Consider the following 20,593-nt stretch of genomic DNA (forward strand, 5'->3'; position numbering starts at 1 on the left):
TCGAGCCACTCCGCCCCACCCCTGAAGGAACCCTCATGCTCCTCTACGCGCTGCGCCGGTCCTCCACGGGCCTGCTGCTCGCGGTGCTGGTCACGCTGATCACCTATCTGCTGCTGAGCCTGTCCTTCGACGACATCGTCCGCGGCAGGCTCGGCCCGGCCGCGACGCCCGAGACCGTGCGGGCGATGAAAGCCGACATGGGCCTGGACCGCCCGGTGCTCGTCCAGTACCTCGACTGGTTGTCGCGGGCGGTGCGGGGCGACTTCGGCGTCTCGTACTTCACGAGCGAGCCGGTCGGCCCGGCGGTGTCCGCCCGCCTCGGCGTCACGCTGTCGATCGTGCTCGTCGCGCTGGCCTTCACGGTCCTGATCAGCGTGGCCCTGGGCGTGTTCGCCGCGACGCGCGGCGGCGTCATGGACCGGGTCGCGCAGGGCGCCTCGCTCACCGGCTACCTGGTGCCGAACCTGCTGATCGCGATTGTGCTGGTCGTCGTCCTGTCGATCAACCTCGAGCTGCTGCCGGCCACCGGGTTCACCCCGATCGGCGAGAGCCCGGCGCGCTGGGCGCAGACGATCCTCATCCCGGTGCTCGCGCTGCTGGTGTCCGGGGTGGCGTCGCTGACCGCGCAGATCCGCGGATCGATGATCGACGAGCTGCGCCGGGACTACGTCCGGACGCTGCGGACGCGCGGCATCCGGACCCGCTCGGTCGTCCTGCGGCACGCGCTGCGCAACGCGGCGGGGCCCGCGCTGACCGTGCTCTCGTTCGAGTTCATCACGATGCTGGGCGGCGCGCTGGTGATCGAGCAGGTGTTCGCGCTGCCGGGGTTCGGCTCGTACGCGTTCGAGGCGTCGCTGCAGGGCGACGTCCCGATCATCATGGGCGTCAGCGTCTTCGCCGTCCTCCTCGTGGTGGGTCTGAACCTCACCGTCGACCTCGTGAACGGCTGGCTCAACCCGAAGGCGAGGGTGCATTGAGCAAGAATCCGACAGGCGCCGAATCCGCGGACGCGACGGCCGGTCCCTCCGAACCGGGCATCGCGGGCACCGGCAAGGCGGCGCCCCGCCGCAGGTCGGCGGCGCGACGGCTGCTGCGGGATCCGCAGGCCGCCGTCACCGCCGCGCTGCTGCTGGTGATCGTCCTGCTGGGGCTGCTGGCGCCGCTGCTGGCCGAGCACGGCCCGAACGAGGCGTCGCTCGACGCGATCAACGCCGATCCGGGGACGCCCGGGTACCCGCTGGGCGGCGACGGCAGCGGGCGCGACATCTTCGCCCGGCTGCTCCACTCGATCAACACCAGCGTCGTGTCGGCGCTCGTCGGGACGTCCATCGCGCTGGCCATCGGCGTCACGGCGGGCCTGATCGGCGGGTACTTCGAGCGGCGGATCCGGGGCGTCACCGAATGGGTGTTCAGCCTCATCATGACGCTGCCCGGCCTGCTGCTGCTGATCGTGCTGATGCCGGTGACCGGCGGCGACTTCCGGGTCACGATGGCGATCTTCGGGGTGCTGCTGTCGCCGGGCGTGTACCGCCTGGTCCGCAACCAGGTCCTCGGGGTGAAGAACGAGCCGTACGTGGACGCCGCGCGCGTCGCGGGGCTGACGGGGCGGCGCATCATGGGACGGCACATCCTGGTCGTCGTCCGGGGGCCGGTCGTCATCGCGGCCGCGTTCCTCGCGGGGCAGTCCATCGGCGTGCAGTCCGGGTTGGCGTTCCTCGGCGTCGGGCCGGCCACCACCCCGAGCTTCGGCGCGATGATCTCCGAGGGATTCCTGAACCTGTACCAGGAGCCCCTGCAGTTCGTCTGGCCGAGCCTGCTGCTCGGCGTGATGACCGCCGCGCTGGTGCTGTTCGGGAACGCCCTGCGCGACACCCTCCAGGGCGCGCGGCCCAAGCCGTCGAAGGTCGTTCCGGCGCCGGCCCGCCGCGCAACCCCGGCGGCGGGCGCGGACGCGGCCCCGGCGGCGGGCGGGCTGCTGACGGTCGAGGACCTCGCGATCGCCTACCCCGCGCCGTCGGGCGAGCTGGACGAGGTCGTCTCCGGGGTCACGCTGAACCTGTCCTCCGGGGAGACGCTCGGGCTGGTCGGCGAGTCGGGCTCGGGGAAGACGCAGACGGCGTTCGCGGTCCTCGGCGTGCTGCCGGCGGAAGCCGTGGTCACCCGCGGCTCGATCCGGCTGGACGGGCGGGAGCTGCTGGGCCTCGGCGAGGGCGAGCTGCGCAGGGTCCGGGGCCGGTCGATCGCGTACGTGCCGCAGGAGCCGATGTCGAACCTCGACCCGTCGTTCACCGTGGGCGCCCAGCTCGTCGAGGGCGTCCGCGCGGCGGCGACGTCCCGGATCTCGCGGCGGGACGCCCGCGCGCGGGTGCTCGCGCTGCTGAAGCGGGTCGGCATCCCCGACCCGGAGCGGACGTTCCGGTCGTATCCGCACCAGATCTCGGGCGGGATGGCGCAGCGCGTGCTGATCGCGGGCGCGGTCGCGAGCCGTCCGCTCCTGCTGATCGCGGACGAGCCGACGACCGCCCTGGACGTGACCGTGCAGGCGGAGATCCTCGACCTGCTGCGCGACCTGGAGAAGGAGCTGAACATGGCGGTGCTGCTGGTCACCCACGACTTCGGGGTGGTCGCCGACATCTGCGACCGGGTCGCGGTGATGCGGCGCGGCGAGATCGTCGAGACCGGGACGACGGCCGAACTCTTCGGCGAGCCGCGGCACGCCTACACGCGGATGCTGCTCGACTCCCTCCCGGGCGACGCCGGCCGGTCCGACCCGCCGCCGCCCGGCGGCGCCGCCGCACGCGGCCCGCGCCCGTCCGGCGAGAGCGTCGGGAAGGACGCGCGATGACGGCGCCGCTCCTCGACGTGGCCGGCCTGCGCGTCGCCTACCCCGGGCGCGGCTTCCGGGCGCGGCCGGTGGAGGTGCTGCACGGCGTCTCCCTGACGGTCGGCGAAGGCGAGACGCTCGGGGTCGTCGGCGAGTCCGGGTCCGGGAAGACGACGATCGGACGCGCCGTCCTCGGCCTCGTGAAGCCGAGCGGCGGCCGCATCCGGTTCCGGGACCGGGACGTCACGCACGCGCCGGCGCGGGAGCGCCGCGCGCTCGCCCGGGACCTCCAGGTGGTGTTCCAGGACCCGTACGGCTCGCTGAACCCGGCCCTGACGGTGGGCGACATCCTGAGCGAACCGCTGGTGGTGCAGGGGGCCTCCCCGCGGGACGCGCGCGCCCGGGTGCGCACGCTGCTGGACCAGGTCGGGCTGCCGGCGGACGCCCCCGAGCGGCTCCCCCGCGAGTTCAGCGGCGGGCAGCGCCAGCGCGTCGCGATCGCCCGCGCCCTCGCCCCGGAGCCGCGGCTGATCGTCTGCGACGAACCCGTGTCGGCGCTGGACCTGTCGACGCAGGCGCGGGTGCTCGACCTGTTCGTCGACATCCAGCGGCGCACCGGCGTCGCCTACCTGTTCGTGTCGCACGACCTCGCGGTCGTCCGGCACGTGAGCCACCGGGTGAGCGTGGTGTACCGGGGCGACATCGTGGAGACCGGACCGGCGGGCGCGGTCACCTCGGCGCCCGAGCACGCCTACACCCGCCGGCTCCTGCTGGCCGCGCCCGTCGCGGACCCGGACGAGCAGGCACGGCGGCGCGCGGAGCGGCGACGCCTCCGGGACGCCGAGGCCGGACGGGAGGAGCTCGGATGACCCGCGACGTTCCCGGCTTCCTCTGGGGCGCCGCCACGGCCCCGCACCAGGTGGAGGGCGGCAACGTCAACAGCGACTGGTGGGCGCGGGAGGAACGCGTCCCGGGGATGGAGCGCAGCGGGGACGCCTGCGACAGCTACCACCGGTACGCCGAGGACATGCGGCTGCTCGCCGGCGCGGGCCTGAACGCCTACCGGTTCGGCATCGAGTGGGCGCGCGTCGAGCCGAGCCCCGGCCGGTTCTCCCGCGCGGCCCTGGCGCACTACCGCCGGATGATCGACACCGCGCTGGGCCTCGGGCTGACGCCCGTCGTCACCCTGCACCACTTCACGCACCCGCGCTGGTTCGCCGAAGAGGGCGGCTGGACGGGCGACTCCGGGGTCGAGCGGTTCGAGGCGTACGTCCGGGCGGCGTGCGGCATCCTCGACGGCGTCGAATGGGTCTGCACGATCAACGAGCCGAACATGCTCGCGCTCATGGCCGGTGCGGGCCGGGCCGCGCGGGCGGCCGCGGGGGCGGGCGCCGCGGAGAAGTGGATGAGCCCGACGGTCGAGGGCGCCGCGCGTCCCGTCCTGCCCGACCCGGACCCGGCGATCGGGCGGCGGCTGGCCGACGCGCACCGCGCCGCCCGCGCCGTCCTGGCGGAGTGCACCGAAGCGAAGGTCGGCTGGACGGTCGCCAACCAGGCGCTCACCGCGACGCCGGGGAACGAGGAGCGGCTCCGCGAGATCCGGTACGTCCGCGAGGACCTGTATCTGGAGGCCGCGCGCGGCGACGACTTCGTCGGCGTGCAGTCGTACTCCGGCCAGGCCGTGGACGAGCACGGCATCGTGCCCCACCCCCAGGGTCCGGACACCACGCTGACCGGCAACGCCTACCGGCCGGACGCGCTGGGCATCGCCGTCCGGCACACCTGGGAGGCGACGGGCGGAGTGCCCGTCCTCGTCACCGAGAACGGGATCGCGACCGCCGACGACGAGCGCCGCGTCGCCTACACCTCGGAGGCGCTCCGGCACCTGTTCGACGCGATCGACGACGGCGTCGACGTGCGCGGATACATCCACTGGAGCGCTCTCGACAACTTCGAATGGGGGCACTGGAAGCCGACGTTCGGGCTCATCGAGGTCGACCGGGAGACGTTCGAGCGGCGTCCCAAGCCGAGCCTGGCCTGGCTCGGGAGCGTCGCCGGGCGCGGACGTCCGTGAGAGCCGCCCCCGCGGCGTCCGGCACCGGCGAGGAGGGCGGCGGCACGGTCGGGCGCCGGTTCGTCGCGCTGCTCGTGACGGCGAGCTTCGGCCTGTCGATGGCCCTCGTCGTGCCGATGGCCTACTCGCTGGCGCTGCGCGTCGACCGGCTCGCGCCGGGGCGGGAGGAGACGCTCGGGTACATCCTCGGGTTCGGGTCGGCGCTCGCGCTCGTCTCCGGCCCGCTCGTGGGGACGCTCAGCGACCGCACCCGGTCGCGGCTGGGCCGCCGCGCCCCGTACCTGATCGGCGGCGCGGCGCTCGGCCTGGCCGCCGTCCCGGTGATGGCGGCGGCGCCGAACGTCGCCGTGCTGGGGCTCGGCTGGGGTCTGGCGAGCCTCGGGTGGGGCACGGCCATGGGCGCGCTGGGGAGCGCGAAGGCCGACCGGGTGCCGCACCGCCTGCGCGGGAGGGTCTCCGGGCTCACGGGGTTCACGATGCAGGTCGCACCGGTGGCGGGCGTCCTCATGGTGGGCGCCGTGAGCGGCAGCGGCCTGCTGGTGTTCCTGCTGCCGGGAATGGCCGGGGCCGTCCTGCTCGTGCCGTTCCTGCTGTTCGCCCGGGAGCCCGACGGGCGCACGCGCCCCGTCCCCGGCCGGCTCGGCGCCGCCGGGCTGCTCCGCTCGTACCTGTTCTCGCCGCGCGCGCACCCGGACTTCGCATGGAACTGGCTGGGCCGGTTCGCGTTCTTCTTCGGCCAGTCGTCGTGCACGACGTACCTCACGTTCCTCATCGCGCAGCGCCTGGAGAGGCCGCTCGCCGACGTCGCCGGGATCGTCGCGGTCACCGGCGGGATCGGCGTCGCCGCGACGACGGCGGCGGCGATCGGCGGCGGGTTCCTGTCGGACCGGCTCGGACGCCGCCGCCCGTTCGTCTTCGCGGGCGCCGCGGTCTTCGCCGCGGGCGGGATCGTCCTGGCGTTCGCCGGTACCCTTCCGGTCCTGCTCGCCGGGTCCGCGCTGACGACCTTCGGCATCGCGCTGTTCACGGCGGTCGACCAGGCCATCGTCCTGGACGTGCTGCCGGAGCGGGAGACCGCGGCGGGCCGGTACATGGCGATCAACGCGTTCTCCCAGAAGGCCCCCGGCGCGCTGGCGCCGCTCGCCGCGCCCGCGCTGCTCGCCGTCGGCGGCGGCGCGAACTACACCGTGCTGTACGCGGCGTCCGCGCTCCTCGCTTTCCTGGGCGGCTCGCTCGTCCTCTGGCGCGTGCGGGAGGCGGGCCGGGGCAACTCGCGGCAACCCGTTGCCGCGCCGGCGCCGCGCCGCCGACCATTCCCATCAGCCGCGCGCCGACCACGCCGGGAGGATCCGTGAACGGGCTCGAGAACGGACGCACGACTGTGGGCCGCACCGTCGCGGGCCCGTCGGGGACGCGCGCGGGCGGGCCCGGCGGGGCCGGATTCATCGCCGCGCCCTTCCCCCTCGAACCCGAATCGGCCGCCCCCCACTTCCGGCGCGAGTTCACCGTGCACCGGGCGCCCGACCGGGCGACCCTGCACGCGACCGCGCTCGGCATCGTGGAACCCCACCTGAACGGGACGCGCGTGGGCGACGAGGTCCTCGCGCCCGGCTGGACCTCCTACCGGCACCGCGTCCCCGTCTCGGCCCACGACGTCACCGGACTGATCCGGCGCGGCGCGAACGCGGTCGGGGCGGTGGTCGGCGAGGGCTGGGCCGCGGGGCGGCTCGGCTGGAGCGGGAACGGCGGGGCCGCCCGCCACCACTACACCGACAGGCCCGCCCTCTACCTGCGGCTGGAACTGGCGTACGGGGACCGGACCGAGGTGATCGGGACGGACGGGACGTTCACGTGCGCCACCGGCGCGGTCCTCGCGCACAGCCTGTACGACGGCGAGACCCACGACGCCCGGCTGGAGCCGGACGGCTGGGACCTCCCCGGGTTCGACGACGCCGCCTGGGCCCGCGCCGTCCCGTTCGACTGGGACGAGCGCACGCTGGTCCCCCGGACGGCGCCGCCGGTCCGCCGGATCGAGGAACGCGCGCCGGTCGCCGTCTCGACGGCGCCGTCCGGCACGACGGTCATCGACTTCGGCCAGAACATCGCCGGGCGGGTCCGGCTGACCGTCACGGGCGAGGCCGGGCGGACCGTGACGGTCCGGCACGCCGAGGCGCTCCTGCCGGACGGCGGGCTCGACGTCCGGTCCCTGCGCTCGGCGAAGGCCACGGACCGCTACACGCTGCGCGGCGGCGGAGCGCCGGAGACGTGGGAGCCGCGCTTCACCGTCCACGGCTTCCGCTACGCCGAGGTCGACGAGCCGTTCGACGCCGCCACCGCCGTCGTCCTGCACAGCGACATGCCCCGGACCGGCCGGTTCGAGACGTCGGACGACCTGGTGAACCGGCTGCACGCCAACACGGTGTGGTCCATGCGGGGGAACTTCGTCGGCCTGCCCACCGACTGCCCGCAGCGCGACGAGCGCATGGGCTGGACCGGCGACATCAACGCCTTCGCGCCGACGGCCGCCTTCCTCTACGACGTGCGCGGGGTGCTCGGCTCCTGGCTGGACGACCTCGCGGCCGAGCAGCGGGAGCGGGGCGTCGTGCCGTTCACCGTCCCGGACGTGCTGCCCCACCCGTCCTCCCCGACGGCGCTGTGGGGCGACGTCGCCGTCGGCCTCCCCTGGACGCTGTACCGGGCGTACGGCGACCTCGGGATCCTGCGCCGCGCCTACGGCTCGATGGCGGCGTTCGTCCGCGACGTCGAGTCCCGGCTGGACGGGGACGGGCTGTGGAGCGGCGGGTTCCAGTTCGGCGACTGGCTCGATCCGGACGCCCCCGCCGACGACTCCGCGGGCGCCAAGACCGACCGGTACCTGGTCGCGAACGCGTACCTGTGCAAGACGGCCCGGGAGGCGGCGGAGGCGGCGCGGCTCCTCGGCCGGGACGCGGACGCGGCGCGCTTCGCGGCACTGGACGACCGTGTGCGGGCGGCGTTCCGCCGCGAGTACGTGAGCCCCAACGGGCGGGTAACCGGCGAGACCGTCACCGCGTACGCACTGGCCGTCGTGTTCGGCCTCCTGGCCCCGGAGCAGGAGCGGCGGGCCGGGGACCGCCTCGCCCGCCTGGTCGCCGACTCCGGCTACACGATCTCCACCGGGTTCGCGGGCACCCCGCACGTCCTGCCCGCGCTCACCCGGACCGGCCATCTGGACGACGCCTACCGGCTGCTGCTGCAGACCGCGTGCCCGTCGTGGCTGTACCCGATCACCATGGGGGCGACGACCGTCTGGGAGCGCTGGGACGCGGTGCGGCCCGACGGCACGCTCAACCCGTCCACGATGTGCTCGCTCAACCACTACGCCTTCGGCGCGGTGGCCGAATGGCTGCACACGACCGTGGGCGGCCTGTCTCCCGTCGAACCCGGCTACCGGACGATGCGCATCGCCCCGCGGCCGGGCGGCGGGCTCACCCGCGCCTCGCTCGCGCACCGCACCCCGCACGGCGAGGTGCGCGTGAGCTGGCGCCTCGCCGACGGCCGTATGGCGGTCGAGGCCACCGTGCCGGACGGCACCGCGGCGACGGTCGTCCTGCCCCATCACCCGGACGGCCTGGTGGCCGAGGTCGCGGGCGGCGACCACGCCTGGTCGTACGAGCCGCCCGCAGGGGTCCTGCCGGGAGCCGCCCGCGGCCCGGACACCCCGTTGCGGGCGCTGCTCGCCGACCGGGCGGTCCGGGACGCCCTGGAAGCGGCGTTCGCGAGGCATTTCCCCGACATCCCCTTCAAGCAGGTGGTCCGGCGGCTCGGCGACGAGCCGCTGCGGACCGTCCTGGACAGGATCCCCGGCACGGCGGGCGACGCGAGGGCCGACCTCGCCGCCGCCGCGCTCGGCAGGCGATAGGAGCAGCCCGATGCTGAGACCCCGACCCACTCCCACCCGCGAGCAGGTGAAGCTGGACGGCCTGTGGCGGTTCGCCCTCGACGGCGCCGCCGGGCCCGAACCGTGGAACGGTCCGCTCGACACGCGGCTGGAGGCGGCCGTCCCGGCGAGCTACAACGACCTGTTCACCGACCCCGCGATCCGCGACCACGTCGGGTGGGTCTGGTACCAGCGGACCGTCCGCGTGCCGCGCGGCTGGACGGACGAGCGCGTCCTGCTCCGGGTCGACGCGGCCACCCACGAGGGGCGCGTGTACGTCGACGGCGCGCTCGTCGCCGAGCACGTCGGCGGCTACACGCCGTTCGAGGCCGACATCACCGGGCACGTGCGCGCCGGCGGCGAGTTCCGCCTGACGATCGGCGTGAACAACGAGCTGACGAACGTGACGATCCCGCCCGGCACGGTCACCGTCTCGCCGAGCGGCCGCCGCGAGCAGCAGTACAAGCACGACTTCTACAACTACGCCGGGCTGGCGCGTTCGGTCTGGCTGCACAGCGTTCCGCCGGTCCACGTCACGGACGTCACGGTCACGACCGGCTTCGACGGCGCGGCCGGGACGGTCGCGTACTCGGTCGAGACGAACTCGGGCGCGCCCGTCCGGGTGCGGGCGCTCGACGCGGACGGCGCGGAGGTCGCGGCGGCGGACGGCGCGACCGGCGTCCTGCGGATCGACGGCGCGACGCCGTGGCGGCCGGGCGCCGCGTACCTGTACGAGCTGGTCGCGGAGGTGCTCGACGAGGACGGGGACGGCGTCCTCGACGTCTACCGGGAGCCGTTCGGCGTCCGCACGGTCGAGGTGCGCGGCACCCGGTTCCTGATCAACGGCGAGCCGTTCTACTTCACCGGCTTCGGCAAGCACGAGGACGGCCCCGTGCGCGGCAAGGGGCACGACGACGCCTATCTCGTGCACGACTTCCAGCTCCTGGAATGGATCGGCGCGAACTCCTTCCGCACCTCCCACTACCCGTACGCGGAAGAGGTGCTGGAGTTCGCCGACCGGCACGGCATCGTCGTCATCGGCGAGACCGCGGCCGTCGGGCTCAACCTGGCCGTCCAGGGCGGGCTCACCGGGCGCCCGCACGACCCCACCTGGGCGCCGGAGAGGTTCGGCGCGGCCACGCGGGACGCCCACGCCCGGCACCTCCGGGAACTGATCGCCCGCGACAAGAACCACCCGAGCGTCGTGATGTGGTGCCTCGCCAACGAGTCCTCGTCCGCCGAGGAGGGGGCGCGCGAGTACTTCGAGCCGCTGGTGGAGCTGGCCCGCGAGCTGGACCCGACCCGCCCGATCACCCACACCGCCTGGCTGGGCGCGACCGGCGACAACGACCTCATCGCCGACCTCTTCGACGTCGTGACCGTCAACCGCTACTACGGCTGGTACATCGCCAACGGCGACCTCGAGACGGCCGAGCGGTACCTGGAGCGGGACCTGCGCGGCTGGGTGGAGAAGTTCGGCAAGCCCGTCATGATGGGCGAGTACGGCGCCGACACCATGCCGGGCCTGCACTCGGTGTGGGACGTCCCCTGGACGGAGGAGTACCAGCGGGCCTACTTCGCCATGAACCACCGGGTGTTCGACCGGTTCGAGGCGTTCGTCGGCGAGCACGTCTGGAACTTCGCCGACTTCGCCACGTCCAACGGCATCCACCGCGTGGACGGCAACAAGAAGGGCGTGTTCACCCGCGACCGGCGGCCGAAGAGCGCCGCGCACGCCCTCCGGGCGCGCTGGAAGGGCCTGGACGGCCGGAAACCGACCGCGCCGTGACCCCGTTGCCGCCCGTGCCGAGCGCGGAGGACGCGCGGGCCGCCGACCGCGCGGGCGCGCTGCTGCGCACGTCCGGACGGCTCGCCGTGGCGTTCTCCGGCGGCGTGGACTCCTCGGTGCTGCTCGCGATCGCCGTCCGGGAGCTGGGCGCCGACCGGGTGCTGGCCGTGCTCGGCGTCTCGCCCAGCCTCGCCGCGGACGAGCGGCGCGCGGCGCACGAGGTCGCCGCGCACGTCGGCGCGGCGGTGGTGGAGGTCGCGACCCGCGAAGGCGATGCCCCTGCCTACCGCGCCAACGGCCCCGACCGGTGCTTCCACTGCAAGGACGAGCTGTTCGCGCGGATCTCGGCGGACGTCGCGGCGGCGCACGGCGTCACCGCCGTCGCCTACGGGGAGAACGCCGACGACGCGCGCCGTCCGGACCGTCCCGGCTCCCGCGCCGCGGCGGCGCACGGGGTGCTGCGCCCGCTCGCCGACGCCGGTCTCGGCAAGGCCGCGGTCCGCCGGATCGCCGCCGCGTTCGGCCTGCCGTCGGCGGACAAGCCGGCCGCGCCGTGCCTGGCGTCCCGGATCCCGCACTTCGCTGAGGTCACCCCGGAGAAGCTGGCGCAGGTCGAGGAGGCCGAGCGGGCGCTGCGGCGGCTGGGGCTGCGCGACTGCCGGGTCCGGCACCACGGCGAGGTCGCCCGCATCGAAGTCCCGGTCGGCGACATCGCACGGCTGGCGGGCGAGCTGCGCGCGGACGTCCTGGCGGCGGTGCGGCGGGCGGGGTTCCGCATGGTCGCGGTCGACCTGGCCGGCATCCAGTCCGGCGCGTTCACGCTGCCGCTGGTGGAGGTGCGGCATGGCTGACGGGTGGCGCCCCCCGGAGTCGTTCGCCCGGCTCGACCACGACCGGGCGGCGCGGCGCGGCTACCCGGAGGCGGTGTACTGCGAGGGCAAGACCCCGGAGCAGGTGCGCGCCATCGCCGCGCGGCTGCGCGGGCACGGGCTCGGGGGCGGCGCCGCGCTGTTCACCCGCGCCGGGCCGGAGCACGCGCGGGCGGTGGCCGCCGAGCTGCCGGACGCGCGCCACGACCCCGGCGCGCGGCTGCTGGTGTGGCCGCCCGAGCCGCCGGAGCCGTCCGGCGGGCGCGTGGCGGTGCTGGCCGCGGGCACGTCCGACCTGCCGGTGGCGCGCGAGGCCGAGCTGACCGCGCGCCATCTCGGGCGCGCGTGCGAGCTGGCCGTGGACGTGGGCGTCGCGGGGCTGCACCGCGTCCTCGGCCTCCTCGACACGCTCCGCGCGGCCCGCGCGATCGTCGTGGCGGCGGGCATGGACGGGGCGCTGGCGAGCGTGGTCGCGGGCCTGGTGCCCGCGCCCGTCGTCGCGGTGCCGACGTCGGTGGGGTACGGCGCGGCGTTCGGCGGGCTGGCGCCGCTGCTGTCGATGCTCAACGCGTGCGCCCCGGGCGTCGCGGTCGTCAACATCGACAACGGGTACGGCGCCGGGCACCTGGCCGCGCAGATCGCGGCGCCGCGCTGAGCCGGCCGCGGCGGGTCACGCGGACGGGCCCGCCGCCAGGCCGGGCGGTGCCGGTTCGCCGTGCGCGAGCCCGGCGGCGTGCGCGGCGGCGACGGCCGCGTCGAGGACCGCGCGGACGGGGACGCCGCGGTCGGCGGCGAGGCGGGCGGCGTCCTCGAACTCGGGGGCCGCCTGCACGATGCGGCCGTCCCGGTGCCCCACCTTGATCGGCAGCCGCGCGCCGAGGACGTCCACCCGCGCCCAGCCGCGCCGCAGCGCCGTCTTGCGGACGGTCCGCTCCCGGACGCCGAGCGTGCTGGTCAGCCGGAACACCGCCGTCCGCAGCACGGCCGCCCGCCCGGGCGGGCCCAGCACGCACAGCGTGTGCGCGGGGCGTCCCTTCTTCATCAGGACGGGGACGAGCCACGCGTCGGACGCCCCCGCCTCCAGCAGCGACGCCAGGACGCCGGGCCACACGCGGGGGTCGAGGTCGTCGACGTTGGCTTCCAGGACGACCTCCTCGGCCGTCCCCTCCCCCGGCCCCGCCGGCCCTTCCTCGGCCGCGCCGAGGAGGACGCGCACGACGTTGGGCCGTCCGGGGGTGTCGCGGGAACCGGCGCCGACGCCCGTCGCTTCCAGCCGCATGGGCGGCGGGCCGGGCGCCTCGCGGGCGAGCACGGCGAGGAGCGCCATGCCGGTGGGCGTGGCCAGTTCGCCGTCGCCGCCGGCGACGACGCGCCGCCCGGCCGCCAGTTCGGCGACGGCGGGGACGGGCACCGGAAGGTCGCCGTGCGCGGTCGCGACGCGTCCCGCGCCGACCGCGACGGGGCCCGCGGCCACGTCGGTCGCCGCCAGGTCGTCGAGGGCCGCGCAGACCCCGACGACGTCGGCGATCGAGTCCCACGCGCCGGCCTCGTGGAAGACGACGTCGCCGGCGGCGACGCCGTGCACGCGCGCCTCGGCCGCGGCGAGCCGCCCGAACACCGCCAGCGCGTCCTCGCGCACCCGGTCCGGGAGGCCGGCCCGGACGAGCAGCCGCCGCACGTCCCGCCACGTCCGGTGCGGGTGGCCGTCCTCGCCCGGGACCACCCGGACGCGCGCCGCCCGCATCCCCGCCCGCGCCACCTCCTCGCGCACGAGCCGGACCTCGCCCGGAACGACCGCGTCCACCGCGGCCCGGACGGGCGGCGGCGCGGCGCCCGCGTCGAGCAGGGCGGCCAGCAGCATGTCCCCCGCGACGCCCGCCGACGCGTCGATCCACGCGGTCCGCATCCGCTCAGCCGCGCAGCCGGTACAGCACCTCGCCCGCCTGCGGCACGACCAGCGTGCCCGGGTCGGCGGCGAACGCGTCGACGTCGACGCCGGCCGGGTCGAGGTGGTCGAGGTTCGCGCGGCGCACGACGTCCTCGGGGATGCCCGTGGCCAGCGTGACGGTGACCCGGCACCGCTCGCCGTGCTCCGCGTCGTAGGTGCCCGCGCCGCGCAGGTGGGTGGAATGGGCGAGAACGCCCCAGGGCAGGTGCCGGAAGCGGTCCCACTGCTCCGTGAAGTAGTCGCGGCAGTGGTAGCCGATCTCCTCGATCTCGGGGTGCATCGCCGAGATCGTCCGGACGTGCGGCGCGTACAGGACGACCTGGCCGCCGTCCGCGACGACCGGCTCGACCTTGTAGAAGCCCTTCGCGGCCGTCCACATGTCGTCGTACTTGGCGGGCAGCACCGACAGCACGCGCCGCACCGGCGCGTCGAGGTAGCGGACATGGACGCCGGCCGACACCTCGGCCGCCGCCGCCCACGCCTCCTCCGGCGGGCCGAACGCCAGCGAGTGCAGGTCGCCCGACCCGGACGCGACCACCGCGCACAGCGCGAACCTGCGGCCCGGGATCAGCGCGGCCGCCTCGTCGATCAGGGCCCGGACGGGCGTGACGCCGCGCGTGCCGATGATGTCCGCGCTGGTGATCAGGGCGCCCAGCCAGTGCGACAGGTCGATCACGTCGGCGTGCGCGACGCCCGGGAAGAAGTACTTGTTGCCGCCGGAGAACCCCACGACCTCGTGCGGGAACACCGGCCCGACGACGAGCGCGACGTCGTGCTCCACGACGGCCCGGTTGATCCGCACGTCCACCTCGCGGTGCAGCAGCCCGCCGGACAGCGCGCCCACCCGCGCGGCGCCGATGACGCCGAGCGAGACGAACGTCGACGGCTCCCACCACGCGTGGTTGAGCACGGTCATGCCGGGGAGCGCGGGGACGTGCGCGGCCAGTTCCGCGTCGCTCATCGGCGCGTGCGTCCCCAGCGCGACGAGGACGGTCAGCCGCGACACGCGGCCGTGCAGCGCGGCGTGCACGGCGCGCACCAGCAGCGGGAGCGGGCAGCTCCGGGTGCCGTCGGGCACCACCAGGCACACGCTGCGGCCGTCGAGGTCCTCCGCCGCGAGCCGTGCGGCGACGAAGTCCGCCGCGCGCTCGTCGGAGAGGACGCCGTGCGGGCCGCCGATCCGGTGCGTCATGGCGCCAGCGGACCACGCCCGCCGCCGCGCGGGCAACCGCGCGCGGCAACACATGGCAACCGGTTGCCCGGCGCGTCGGACGCCGAGGACCATTCGGCACATGCCGCTCCACCTGCATCCCGACCGGCTGCTGCCCGCCGACCCCGGCGTGCGCGCCCTGGCGCGGCGGCTCCACGACTCCGTGCGGGGACTGCCGATCCTGTCGCCGCACGGCCACGTCGACGCGCGGCTGCTGGTCGAGGACGAACCGTTCGCCGACCCGGCGAGCCTGCTGATCGCGCCGGACCACTACGTCACCCGGCTGCTGCACGCCGACGGCGTCCCGCTGCACGACCTCGGCGTGGGACGCGGCCCGCTCTCCGAGGACGCGGCCCGGACGGCGTGGCGGCGGCTGTGCGAGCACTGGCCGGTCTTCCGCGGCACACCCGTCCGGTACTGGCTGGAGGCCGAGCTCGGCGAGGTCTTCGGCGTCGAGGACCGTCCCGCCCCCGGCACCGCCGACCGGATCTACGACCGGATCGCCGAGCGGCTCGCGGAACCGTCCTTCCGGCCGCGCGCGCTGTTCGAGCGCTTCGGCATCGACGTCCTCGCCACGACCGACGACCCCTGCGACGATCTCGCCGCGCACCGCGCCCTCGCCGAGGACGCCGCCTGGCGGGCGCGGGTCGTCCCGACGTTCCGCCCCGACCGCTACCTGGAGCCGGACCGGGACGGCTGGGCCGACGCGGTCGCGCGGCTGGGCGAGGCCGCCGACACCGACACGTCCGGCTACGAGGGGTACGTCCGCGCGCTGGAAGCGCGGCGCCGCCACTTCGTCGAGCACGGCGCGACGTCCGCCGACCACAGCCACGCGGACGCCCGCACGGACCCGCTGCCGGCCCGCGACGCCGGCCGCATCTACCGCGCCGCCCTCGCCGGCGACGCGACGGAGGCGGAGGCGCTCGCGTTCCGGCGGCACATGCTGCTGGAGATGGCCCGCATGTCGTGCGAGGACGGCCTCGTCATGACGCTGCACCCGGCGGTGCGCCGCAACCACCACCCGCCGACCCTGCACCGCCACGGCCCCGACACCGGCCACGACATCCCCCTGCGCGCCGAGTTCACCGACGCGCTCCGCCCGCTGCTGGAGCGGTACGGGACCGCGGACGGCTTCCAGCTCGTCCTGTTCACCATCGACGAGACGGCGTTCTCCCGGGAGATCGCCCCGCTCGCCGGTTTCTACCCGTCGGTGTACGCGGGGGCGCCCTGGTGGTTCCTCGACGCGCCCGAAGCGATCCGCCGATACCAGCGGTCCGTCACCGAGACGGCGGGGCTCTCCCGTACCACCGGATTCGTGGACGACACCCGCGCCTTCTGCTCGATCCCGGCCCGGCACGACATGTCCCGCCGCCTGGACAGCGGGTTCCTCGCCGAGCTGGTGGCCGAGCACCGGCTGACCGAGGACGAGGCTTTCGAGGCGGCCGCGGAACTGGTGGCCGTCAACCCGCGCCGGGCGTTCAAGCTGTGATCCCGCCGCTGACCCGTGCCCGCGACGGCCGTCCGTCCGCCCCGGTGCGGATCCTCCACCTCGGCCTCGGCGGTTTCTTCCGCGCCCACCAGGCGTGGTACACCGAGAACGCGCCGGACGCCCCGGAGTGGGGCATCGCCGCGTTCACCGGCCGCAGCACGCGGACCGCGGACCGCCTGAACGCCCAGGACGGGATGTACACGCTGGTCGCGCGCGGCCCCGACGGCGACCGCTTCGAGCGGGTCGGCGCCGTCTCGGCGGCGCACCCCGGCGGCGACCACGCGGCCTGGCTGAGGTACTGGCGCGAACCCCGCCTCGCGGTCGTCACGCTGACGGTGACCGAAGCCGGGTACACCCGGACGCCCGGCGGCGCCCTGGACACCGCCCTCCCGGACGTCCGCGCCGACATCGCGGCGCTCCGCGCCGCCCCGCACGCCCCCGTCGGCACGGTGGCGGCCCGGCTGCTGGCCGGACTGGCCGCACGGCGGCGGGCCGGCGGCGGACCGGTCGCGGTCGTGCCGTGCGACAACCTCCCCGGCAACGGCCGGACGGCCGCCCGGATCGTCCGCGAGCTCGCCGAGGCGGTCGGCCCGGCCTGGGCGCGCGCGGCGGCGCACGCCTCCTACGTGGACACGGTCGCGGACCGCATCACCCCCTGGCCGACGGACGAGACCGCGGCCGCGGTGGCCGCCGCCACCGGCAGGACCGACGCCGCGCCCGTCGTGGCCGAACCGTTCGCCGAATGGGCGCTGTGCGGGGAGTTCCCCGCGGGACGTCCGCGCTGGGAAGCCGCGGGCGCCCGTTTCGTCCCCGACATCGCCCCCTACGAGCGCCGCAAGCTCCGGCTCCTCAACGGCGGCCACTCGCTCCTCGCCTACGCCGGCTCCCTGCGCGGCCACACCACCGTCGCCGAGGCCATGACCGACCCGCTCTGCCGGACGTGGCTCACCGAGTGGTGGGACGAGGCGTCCGCCGGGCTCGGCGCCGGCCCCGGCCCGGCCGCCTACCGCGCCGCGCTCGTCGAACGCTTCGCCAACCCGCGGATCGCCCACGCCCTCGCCAAGATCGCGGAGAACGGCGCCGACAAGCTCCTCGACCGCGTCGTCCCCGCCGTCCGCGCTGCGCGCGGGAGCGGGAGGATCCCCGCCGCCGCGGTCCGGATCATCGCGGCGTACCTGCTGTACGAGCGCGGCGGCACCGCCCGATCCGCGGCCGGCCCGCCGCGGGACGCGGCATGCGGCATCCTGCACCGGCTCGACCCGGCGCTGGCCCTCGACCCCGGCCTGGTGGACGCGGTCGCCCTGCAAGCCCACGAGCTGGCCCGGAGGTGACGAGCGGAACGCCCTTCCGCGTCCGGCCGTCCGGCGGGGCGGGTGCCGCTCATTCCGACGGCGGGCGCAACGGCAGACGCAGGACCATGCGGGTCCCCTCTGCTTGATCGGCGATGTCCAGGGTGCCGTGATGGGCGTGGGCGATCTGCCGGGCGATCGACAGCCCGAGGCCGGTGCCCTCGGGGTCGCTGCGGCGGGCGTCGGGCCGCCGGTAGAAGCGGTCGAAGACGGCCTCGCGTTCGGTGGCGGGGATGCCGGGGCCATCGTCGGCGATCTCCAGGACCGCCTGGTCGCCGGTGCTCGCCACCGAAACGCCGACGCGGGCGCGGGCGTGCCGCTCGGCGTTGGACAGCAGGTTGTTCAGCAGCCGCCGCAACCGGCGGACCGATCCCTCCACCATGACGCCCGGCGCCAGGTCGCCGGTCTCCTCCACGGCGGGCGAACGGGCCGCGAGCTCGTCCCGGACGAGGCCGCCGAGGTCGACCGCCTGGGTGGGCATCGGGCTGCCCGCCTCCAGACGGGCCAGCTCCAGCAGGTCGGCGACGATGTCACCGAGCCGTTCGGCATCGTGCAGGGCGGCGTGCAGCACCTCCCGGGAGTCGGCGTCCGGGTCGGAGAGGGCGAGTTCCAGGCGGGTCTGCAGGCCCGCCAGCGGGCCCCGCAGGTCGTGGGAGGTGTCGGCGACCACCTGCTGCTGGCGGCGCAGCGCCTGCCGCGCCGCGTCGGCGGCCCGGCGCTCGCGCGCCCGGGCGTCCTGCAGCCGCCGGTTGACCTGCTGCAGCTCCTGCCCGCGCACGAAGAGCTCGGCCTCCGCCGCCTCCACGCCGTCGGCGACCGTGGCGGCCTGCGCCGGAGCCGGGCCGCCGCTCCGGCTCCGGGCGTCGGCCTCCCGGATCCGCTGGACGAACTCGGTCACCTCCGACACCCGGTTCAGAACCAGGACGACGCGGCCGTCCCGGTCCTTCACCGGCGAGTTGACCGCGGTCCAGTACCTCTCCCGGAACACCCCGGGCCGGTCGGCTTCCTCCAGGTCGTACCGCTGCAACGCCAGCACATCGGTCTCCCCCTCGCTGACGACCCGCTGCAGCGAGGCCCGCAGTTCCCGGGGGCCTCCCGACGGCCCGCCGGAGAACACGTCGAACATCTCCCGTCCGATCAGCCGGTCGCGCGACTGGCCCACCAGCTCCTGGTAGGCGTGGTTGGCCGCGACGAACACCAGGTCCGTCGACAGCACCGCGCACGCGACGGGCAGCGCTTCGAACACTTCGGAGAAGTTCACCTCGCTCACCCGGTGATTTCTACTCCACGCACGGTCAACGCCGCCGTCCCGGCGGGTAGGCCCCCCGCAAAGCCTCCGCCGCGCGCCGCACCGGCGGCGATCCCGGGTCCCCGGACCGGGCGCGGGACCTGCCCCGCCCGGAGGGCGACGTACCGCTCCGCCGCCAGGGGTTCGCCGGGCGGGCGCGGTTCGAGGCGGCGGGAACGGGCACCGCCGGACGGGCGGACCAGCCGAGGAGAGGAACCGGGCGGCCATGACACAGCCGAGCACCTCCAGGGGGCGGGCGCGCACCGCCGGGGCGCAGCTGAACCTCGCCGGCGGCATCCGGGAGTTCGCGCGCAGCACCCCGGCGGCCACGGCGCTCGTCGACGGCGACCGCCGGATGACCTTCGCCGAACTCGGCGACCGCAGCGACCGCGTCGCGGCGCTGCTGGCCGACACCGGGTCGGGGGCGGGCGGCCGGGTCGCGGTGCTGCTGGGGAACCGGCTCGAGTACGTGGAGATCGCGGCGGGCGCCGCGAAGGCGGGCGCCGTGCTGGTGCCGCTCGACCCGCGCGGCACCGCCGCCGAGCACGCCGCGCTGATCGACCGGTCGGGGGCGTCCGGGCTGGTCGCCGACGCCGCGTTCGAGGCGGACGTCCCCGACGCGGCCGAGGACCTGCCGCTCGTCCTCCGGCTCGGCGCGGGATCCTGGGGGCGCCCCTACGAGCGGGCCCTCGCGGCGTCGCGGGCGGCCGACCCGCGCGCCGACGTCGGCGAGACCGACCCGTTCTGCGTCCAGTACACCTCCGGGACGACCGGACGGCCGAAGGGCGCGCTGCTGACCCACCGCTCGCGGGTGCTCACCATGTTCGGCTGCGCCGTCGACTACGGCCTCGGGCCCGGCAGGCGCACCGCCGCGGTCGCGCCGATGGCGCACGGCGCCGGGTTCTGCTTCGCCTACGCGGGCCCGTTCCTCGGCGGGACCACGTCCATGATGCGCCGCTGGGACCCCGAGGAGCTCCTCCGCATGATCGAGCGCGACCGGCTCCAGACGGTCTTCCTGGTGCCGACGCACGCGCACGCGCTGCGGCGGGTCATGGAGCAGGCACCGCGCAGGCACGACCTGTCGAGCCTGGAGACGATGTACTTCGACGCCGCGGCGCTGCCGGTGCCGCTGAAGGAGTGGGTCATCGACGCCTTCCCCGGCGTCGGCGTGCACGAACTGTACGGGTCCACGGAGGCGGGCATCGTCACGAACCTGCGCCCGCCGGACGCGCTCCGCAAGGCCGGGACGGTCGGGCACCCCTGGTGGATGACGGAGGTGGCGCTGCTCGCGCCCGACGGGCGGGAGGCCGGGCCCGGCGAGCCGGGCGAGCTGTTCAGCCGTTCGCCGTTCACCATGCTCGGCTACCTGGACGATCCCGGGGCGACCGCCGAGGCGGTCCGGCCGGACGGCTTCCTCACCTCCGGCGACGTCGCGGTCCGCGACGACGAGGGCTTCATCGCCATCGTCGACCGCACCAAGGACGTGATCGTCTCCGGGGGGTCGAACATCTACCCGCGCGAGATCGAGAACGTCCTCGCCGGCTGCGACGGCGTCGCCGAAGCCGCGGTCGTCGGGCTGCCCGACGAGAAGTGGGGCGAGGTCCCCGGCGCGTTCGTCGTCCCGCGTCCCGGCCGCGACCTCGATTTCGCAGCCCTGGAGGCGGCCGTCCGCGCCGTCCTGGCCCCCTACAAGGCGCCGAAGGTGTGGCGCGCCGTGGACGCGCTGCCGCGGAACACCGGCGGCAAGATCCTCAAACGCGTCCTCCGGGAGATCTACGGCGGGCCGCGATGAGGGCCGAGGGCGTCGCGTCGAACCCGGGCCGGGTTCGGGATC

15 protein-coding genes are annotated in these 20,593 nt (G+C 75.7%); 12 read left to right on the top strand and 3 right to left on the bottom strand.

Annotated features, from left to right (window positions below; translation table 11 throughout):
• Nucleotides 1-35: 35 nt before the first annotated feature.
• From DMH08_RS00430 to larB, 9 genes are read left to right on the top strand one after another with little or no spacing between them, the layout of a single operon-like run.
• Entirely contained in the window at nucleotides 36-977 is a 942-nt protein-coding gene (locus tag DMH08_RS00430) for an ABC transporter permease (RefSeq protein ID WP_026401409.1), read from the top strand.
• Nucleotides 974-2,845 (top strand): dipeptide/oligopeptide/nickel ABC transporter permease/ATP-binding protein, encoded by a 1,872-nt coding sequence (locus DMH08_RS00435; RefSeq protein WP_233617320.1) that lies wholly within the window; start codon nucleotides 974-976, stop codon nucleotides 2,843-2,845. The genes DMH08_RS00430 and DMH08_RS00435 overlap by 4 nt, the downstream gene beginning before the upstream one ends.
• On the top strand, nucleotides 2,842-3,693 hold the full coding sequence (locus tag DMH08_RS00440) for an ATP-binding cassette domain-containing protein (RefSeq protein WP_125610815.1): 852 nt from the start codon (nucleotides 2,842-2,844) through the stop codon (nucleotides 3,691-3,693). Before DMH08_RS00435 ends, DMH08_RS00440 begins: the two co-directional genes overlap by 4 nt.
• Nucleotides 3,690-4,898 (top strand): family 1 glycosylhydrolase, encoded by a 1,209-nt coding sequence (locus DMH08_RS00445; RefSeq protein ID WP_125610817.1) that lies wholly within the window; start codon nucleotides 3,690-3,692, stop codon nucleotides 4,896-4,898. Before DMH08_RS00440 ends, DMH08_RS00445 begins: the two co-directional genes overlap by 4 nt.
• A complete protein-coding gene (locus tag DMH08_RS00450; RefSeq protein WP_199747534.1) occupies nucleotides 4,895-6,253 on the top strand; it encodes an MFS transporter in 1,359 nt (452 codons plus the stop codon). The genes DMH08_RS00445 and DMH08_RS00450 overlap by 4 nt, the downstream gene beginning before the upstream one ends.
• Nucleotides 6,250-8,799, top strand: coding sequence for an alpha-L-rhamnosidase (locus DMH08_RS00455; RefSeq protein ID WP_199747535.1), 2,550 nt, complete (start codon nucleotides 6,250-6,252; stop codon nucleotides 8,797-8,799). The genes DMH08_RS00450 and DMH08_RS00455 overlap by 4 nt, the downstream gene beginning before the upstream one ends.
• 10 nt (nucleotides 8,800-8,809) lie before the next feature.
• On the top strand, nucleotides 8,810-10,606 hold the full coding sequence (uidA, locus tag DMH08_RS00460; protein WP_125610821.1) for a beta-glucuronidase: 1,797 nt from the start codon (nucleotides 8,810-8,812) through the stop codon (nucleotides 10,604-10,606).
• On the top strand, nucleotides 10,603-11,457 hold the full coding sequence (larE, locus tag DMH08_RS00465) for an ATP-dependent sacrificial sulfur transferase LarE (protein WP_026401405.1): 855 nt from the start codon (nucleotides 10,603-10,605) through the stop codon (nucleotides 11,455-11,457). The genes uidA and larE overlap by 4 nt, the downstream gene beginning before the upstream one ends.
• Entirely contained in the window at nucleotides 11,450-12,130 is a 681-nt protein-coding gene (larB, locus tag DMH08_RS00470) for a nickel pincer cofactor biosynthesis protein LarB (protein WP_125610823.1), read from the top strand. The genes larE and larB overlap by 8 nt, the downstream gene beginning before the upstream one ends.
• A 15-nt stretch (nucleotides 12,131-12,145) precedes the next feature.
• Here the strand turns inward: larB and larC are convergent, their stop codons facing one another.
• Nucleotides 12,146-13,381 carry a nickel pincer cofactor biosynthesis protein LarC gene (larC, locus tag DMH08_RS00475; RefSeq protein WP_026401403.1) on the bottom strand — a complete coding sequence of 412 codons (1,236 nt, stop codon included), beginning with the start codon at nucleotides 13,379-13,381 and terminating at the stop codon, nucleotides 12,146-12,148.
• Between the two features lie 4 nt (nucleotides 13,382-13,385).
• Nucleotides 13,386-14,615, bottom strand: coding sequence for a lactate racemase domain-containing protein (locus tag DMH08_RS00480; RefSeq protein WP_125610825.1), 1,230 nt, complete (start codon nucleotides 14,613-14,615; stop codon nucleotides 13,386-13,388).
• Nucleotides 14,616-14,715: 100 nt separating this feature from the next.
• Between DMH08_RS00480 and uxaC the strand changes: the two genes are divergently transcribed.
• Both uxaC and DMH08_RS00490 read left to right on the top strand, forming a co-directional pair.
• The gene (uxaC, locus tag DMH08_RS00485) at nucleotides 14,716-16,122 is read left to right on the top strand and encodes a glucuronate isomerase (protein ID WP_125610827.1); all 1,407 of its coding nucleotides are present in this window, start codon (nucleotides 14,716-14,718) and stop codon (nucleotides 16,120-16,122) included.
• Nucleotides 16,119-17,453, top strand: a complete 1,335-nt coding sequence (locus DMH08_RS00490; protein WP_199747536.1) for a mannitol dehydrogenase family protein — start codon at nucleotides 16,119-16,121, stop codon at nucleotides 17,451-17,453. The genes uxaC and DMH08_RS00490 overlap by 4 nt, the downstream gene beginning before the upstream one ends.
• A 49-nt stretch (nucleotides 17,454-17,502) precedes the next feature.
• On the opposite strand, the gene DMH08_RS00495 is transcribed toward DMH08_RS00490, so the two are convergent.
• Nucleotides 17,503-18,741: a PAS domain-containing sensor histidine kinase gene (locus DMH08_RS00495; protein ID WP_051300373.1), complete on the bottom strand. Its 1,239-nt coding sequence runs from the start codon at nucleotides 18,739-18,741 to the stop codon at nucleotides 17,503-17,505.
• Between the two features lie 244 nt (nucleotides 18,742-18,985).
• Between DMH08_RS00495 and DMH08_RS00500 the strand changes: the two genes are divergently transcribed.
• Nucleotides 18,986-20,551 carry a class I adenylate-forming enzyme family protein gene (locus tag DMH08_RS00500; RefSeq protein WP_125610831.1) on the top strand — a complete coding sequence of 522 codons (1,566 nt, stop codon included), beginning with the start codon at nucleotides 18,986-18,988 and terminating at the stop codon, nucleotides 20,549-20,551.
• Nucleotides 20,552-20,593 lie beyond the last annotated feature (42 nt).

The sequence above is a fragment of the Actinomadura sp. WAC 06369 genome, assembly GCF_003947565.1.
In the GTDB taxonomy this organism is placed as follows: Bacteria; Actinomycetota; Actinomycetes; order Streptosporangiales; family Streptosporangiaceae; genus Spirillospora; species Spirillospora rifamycini.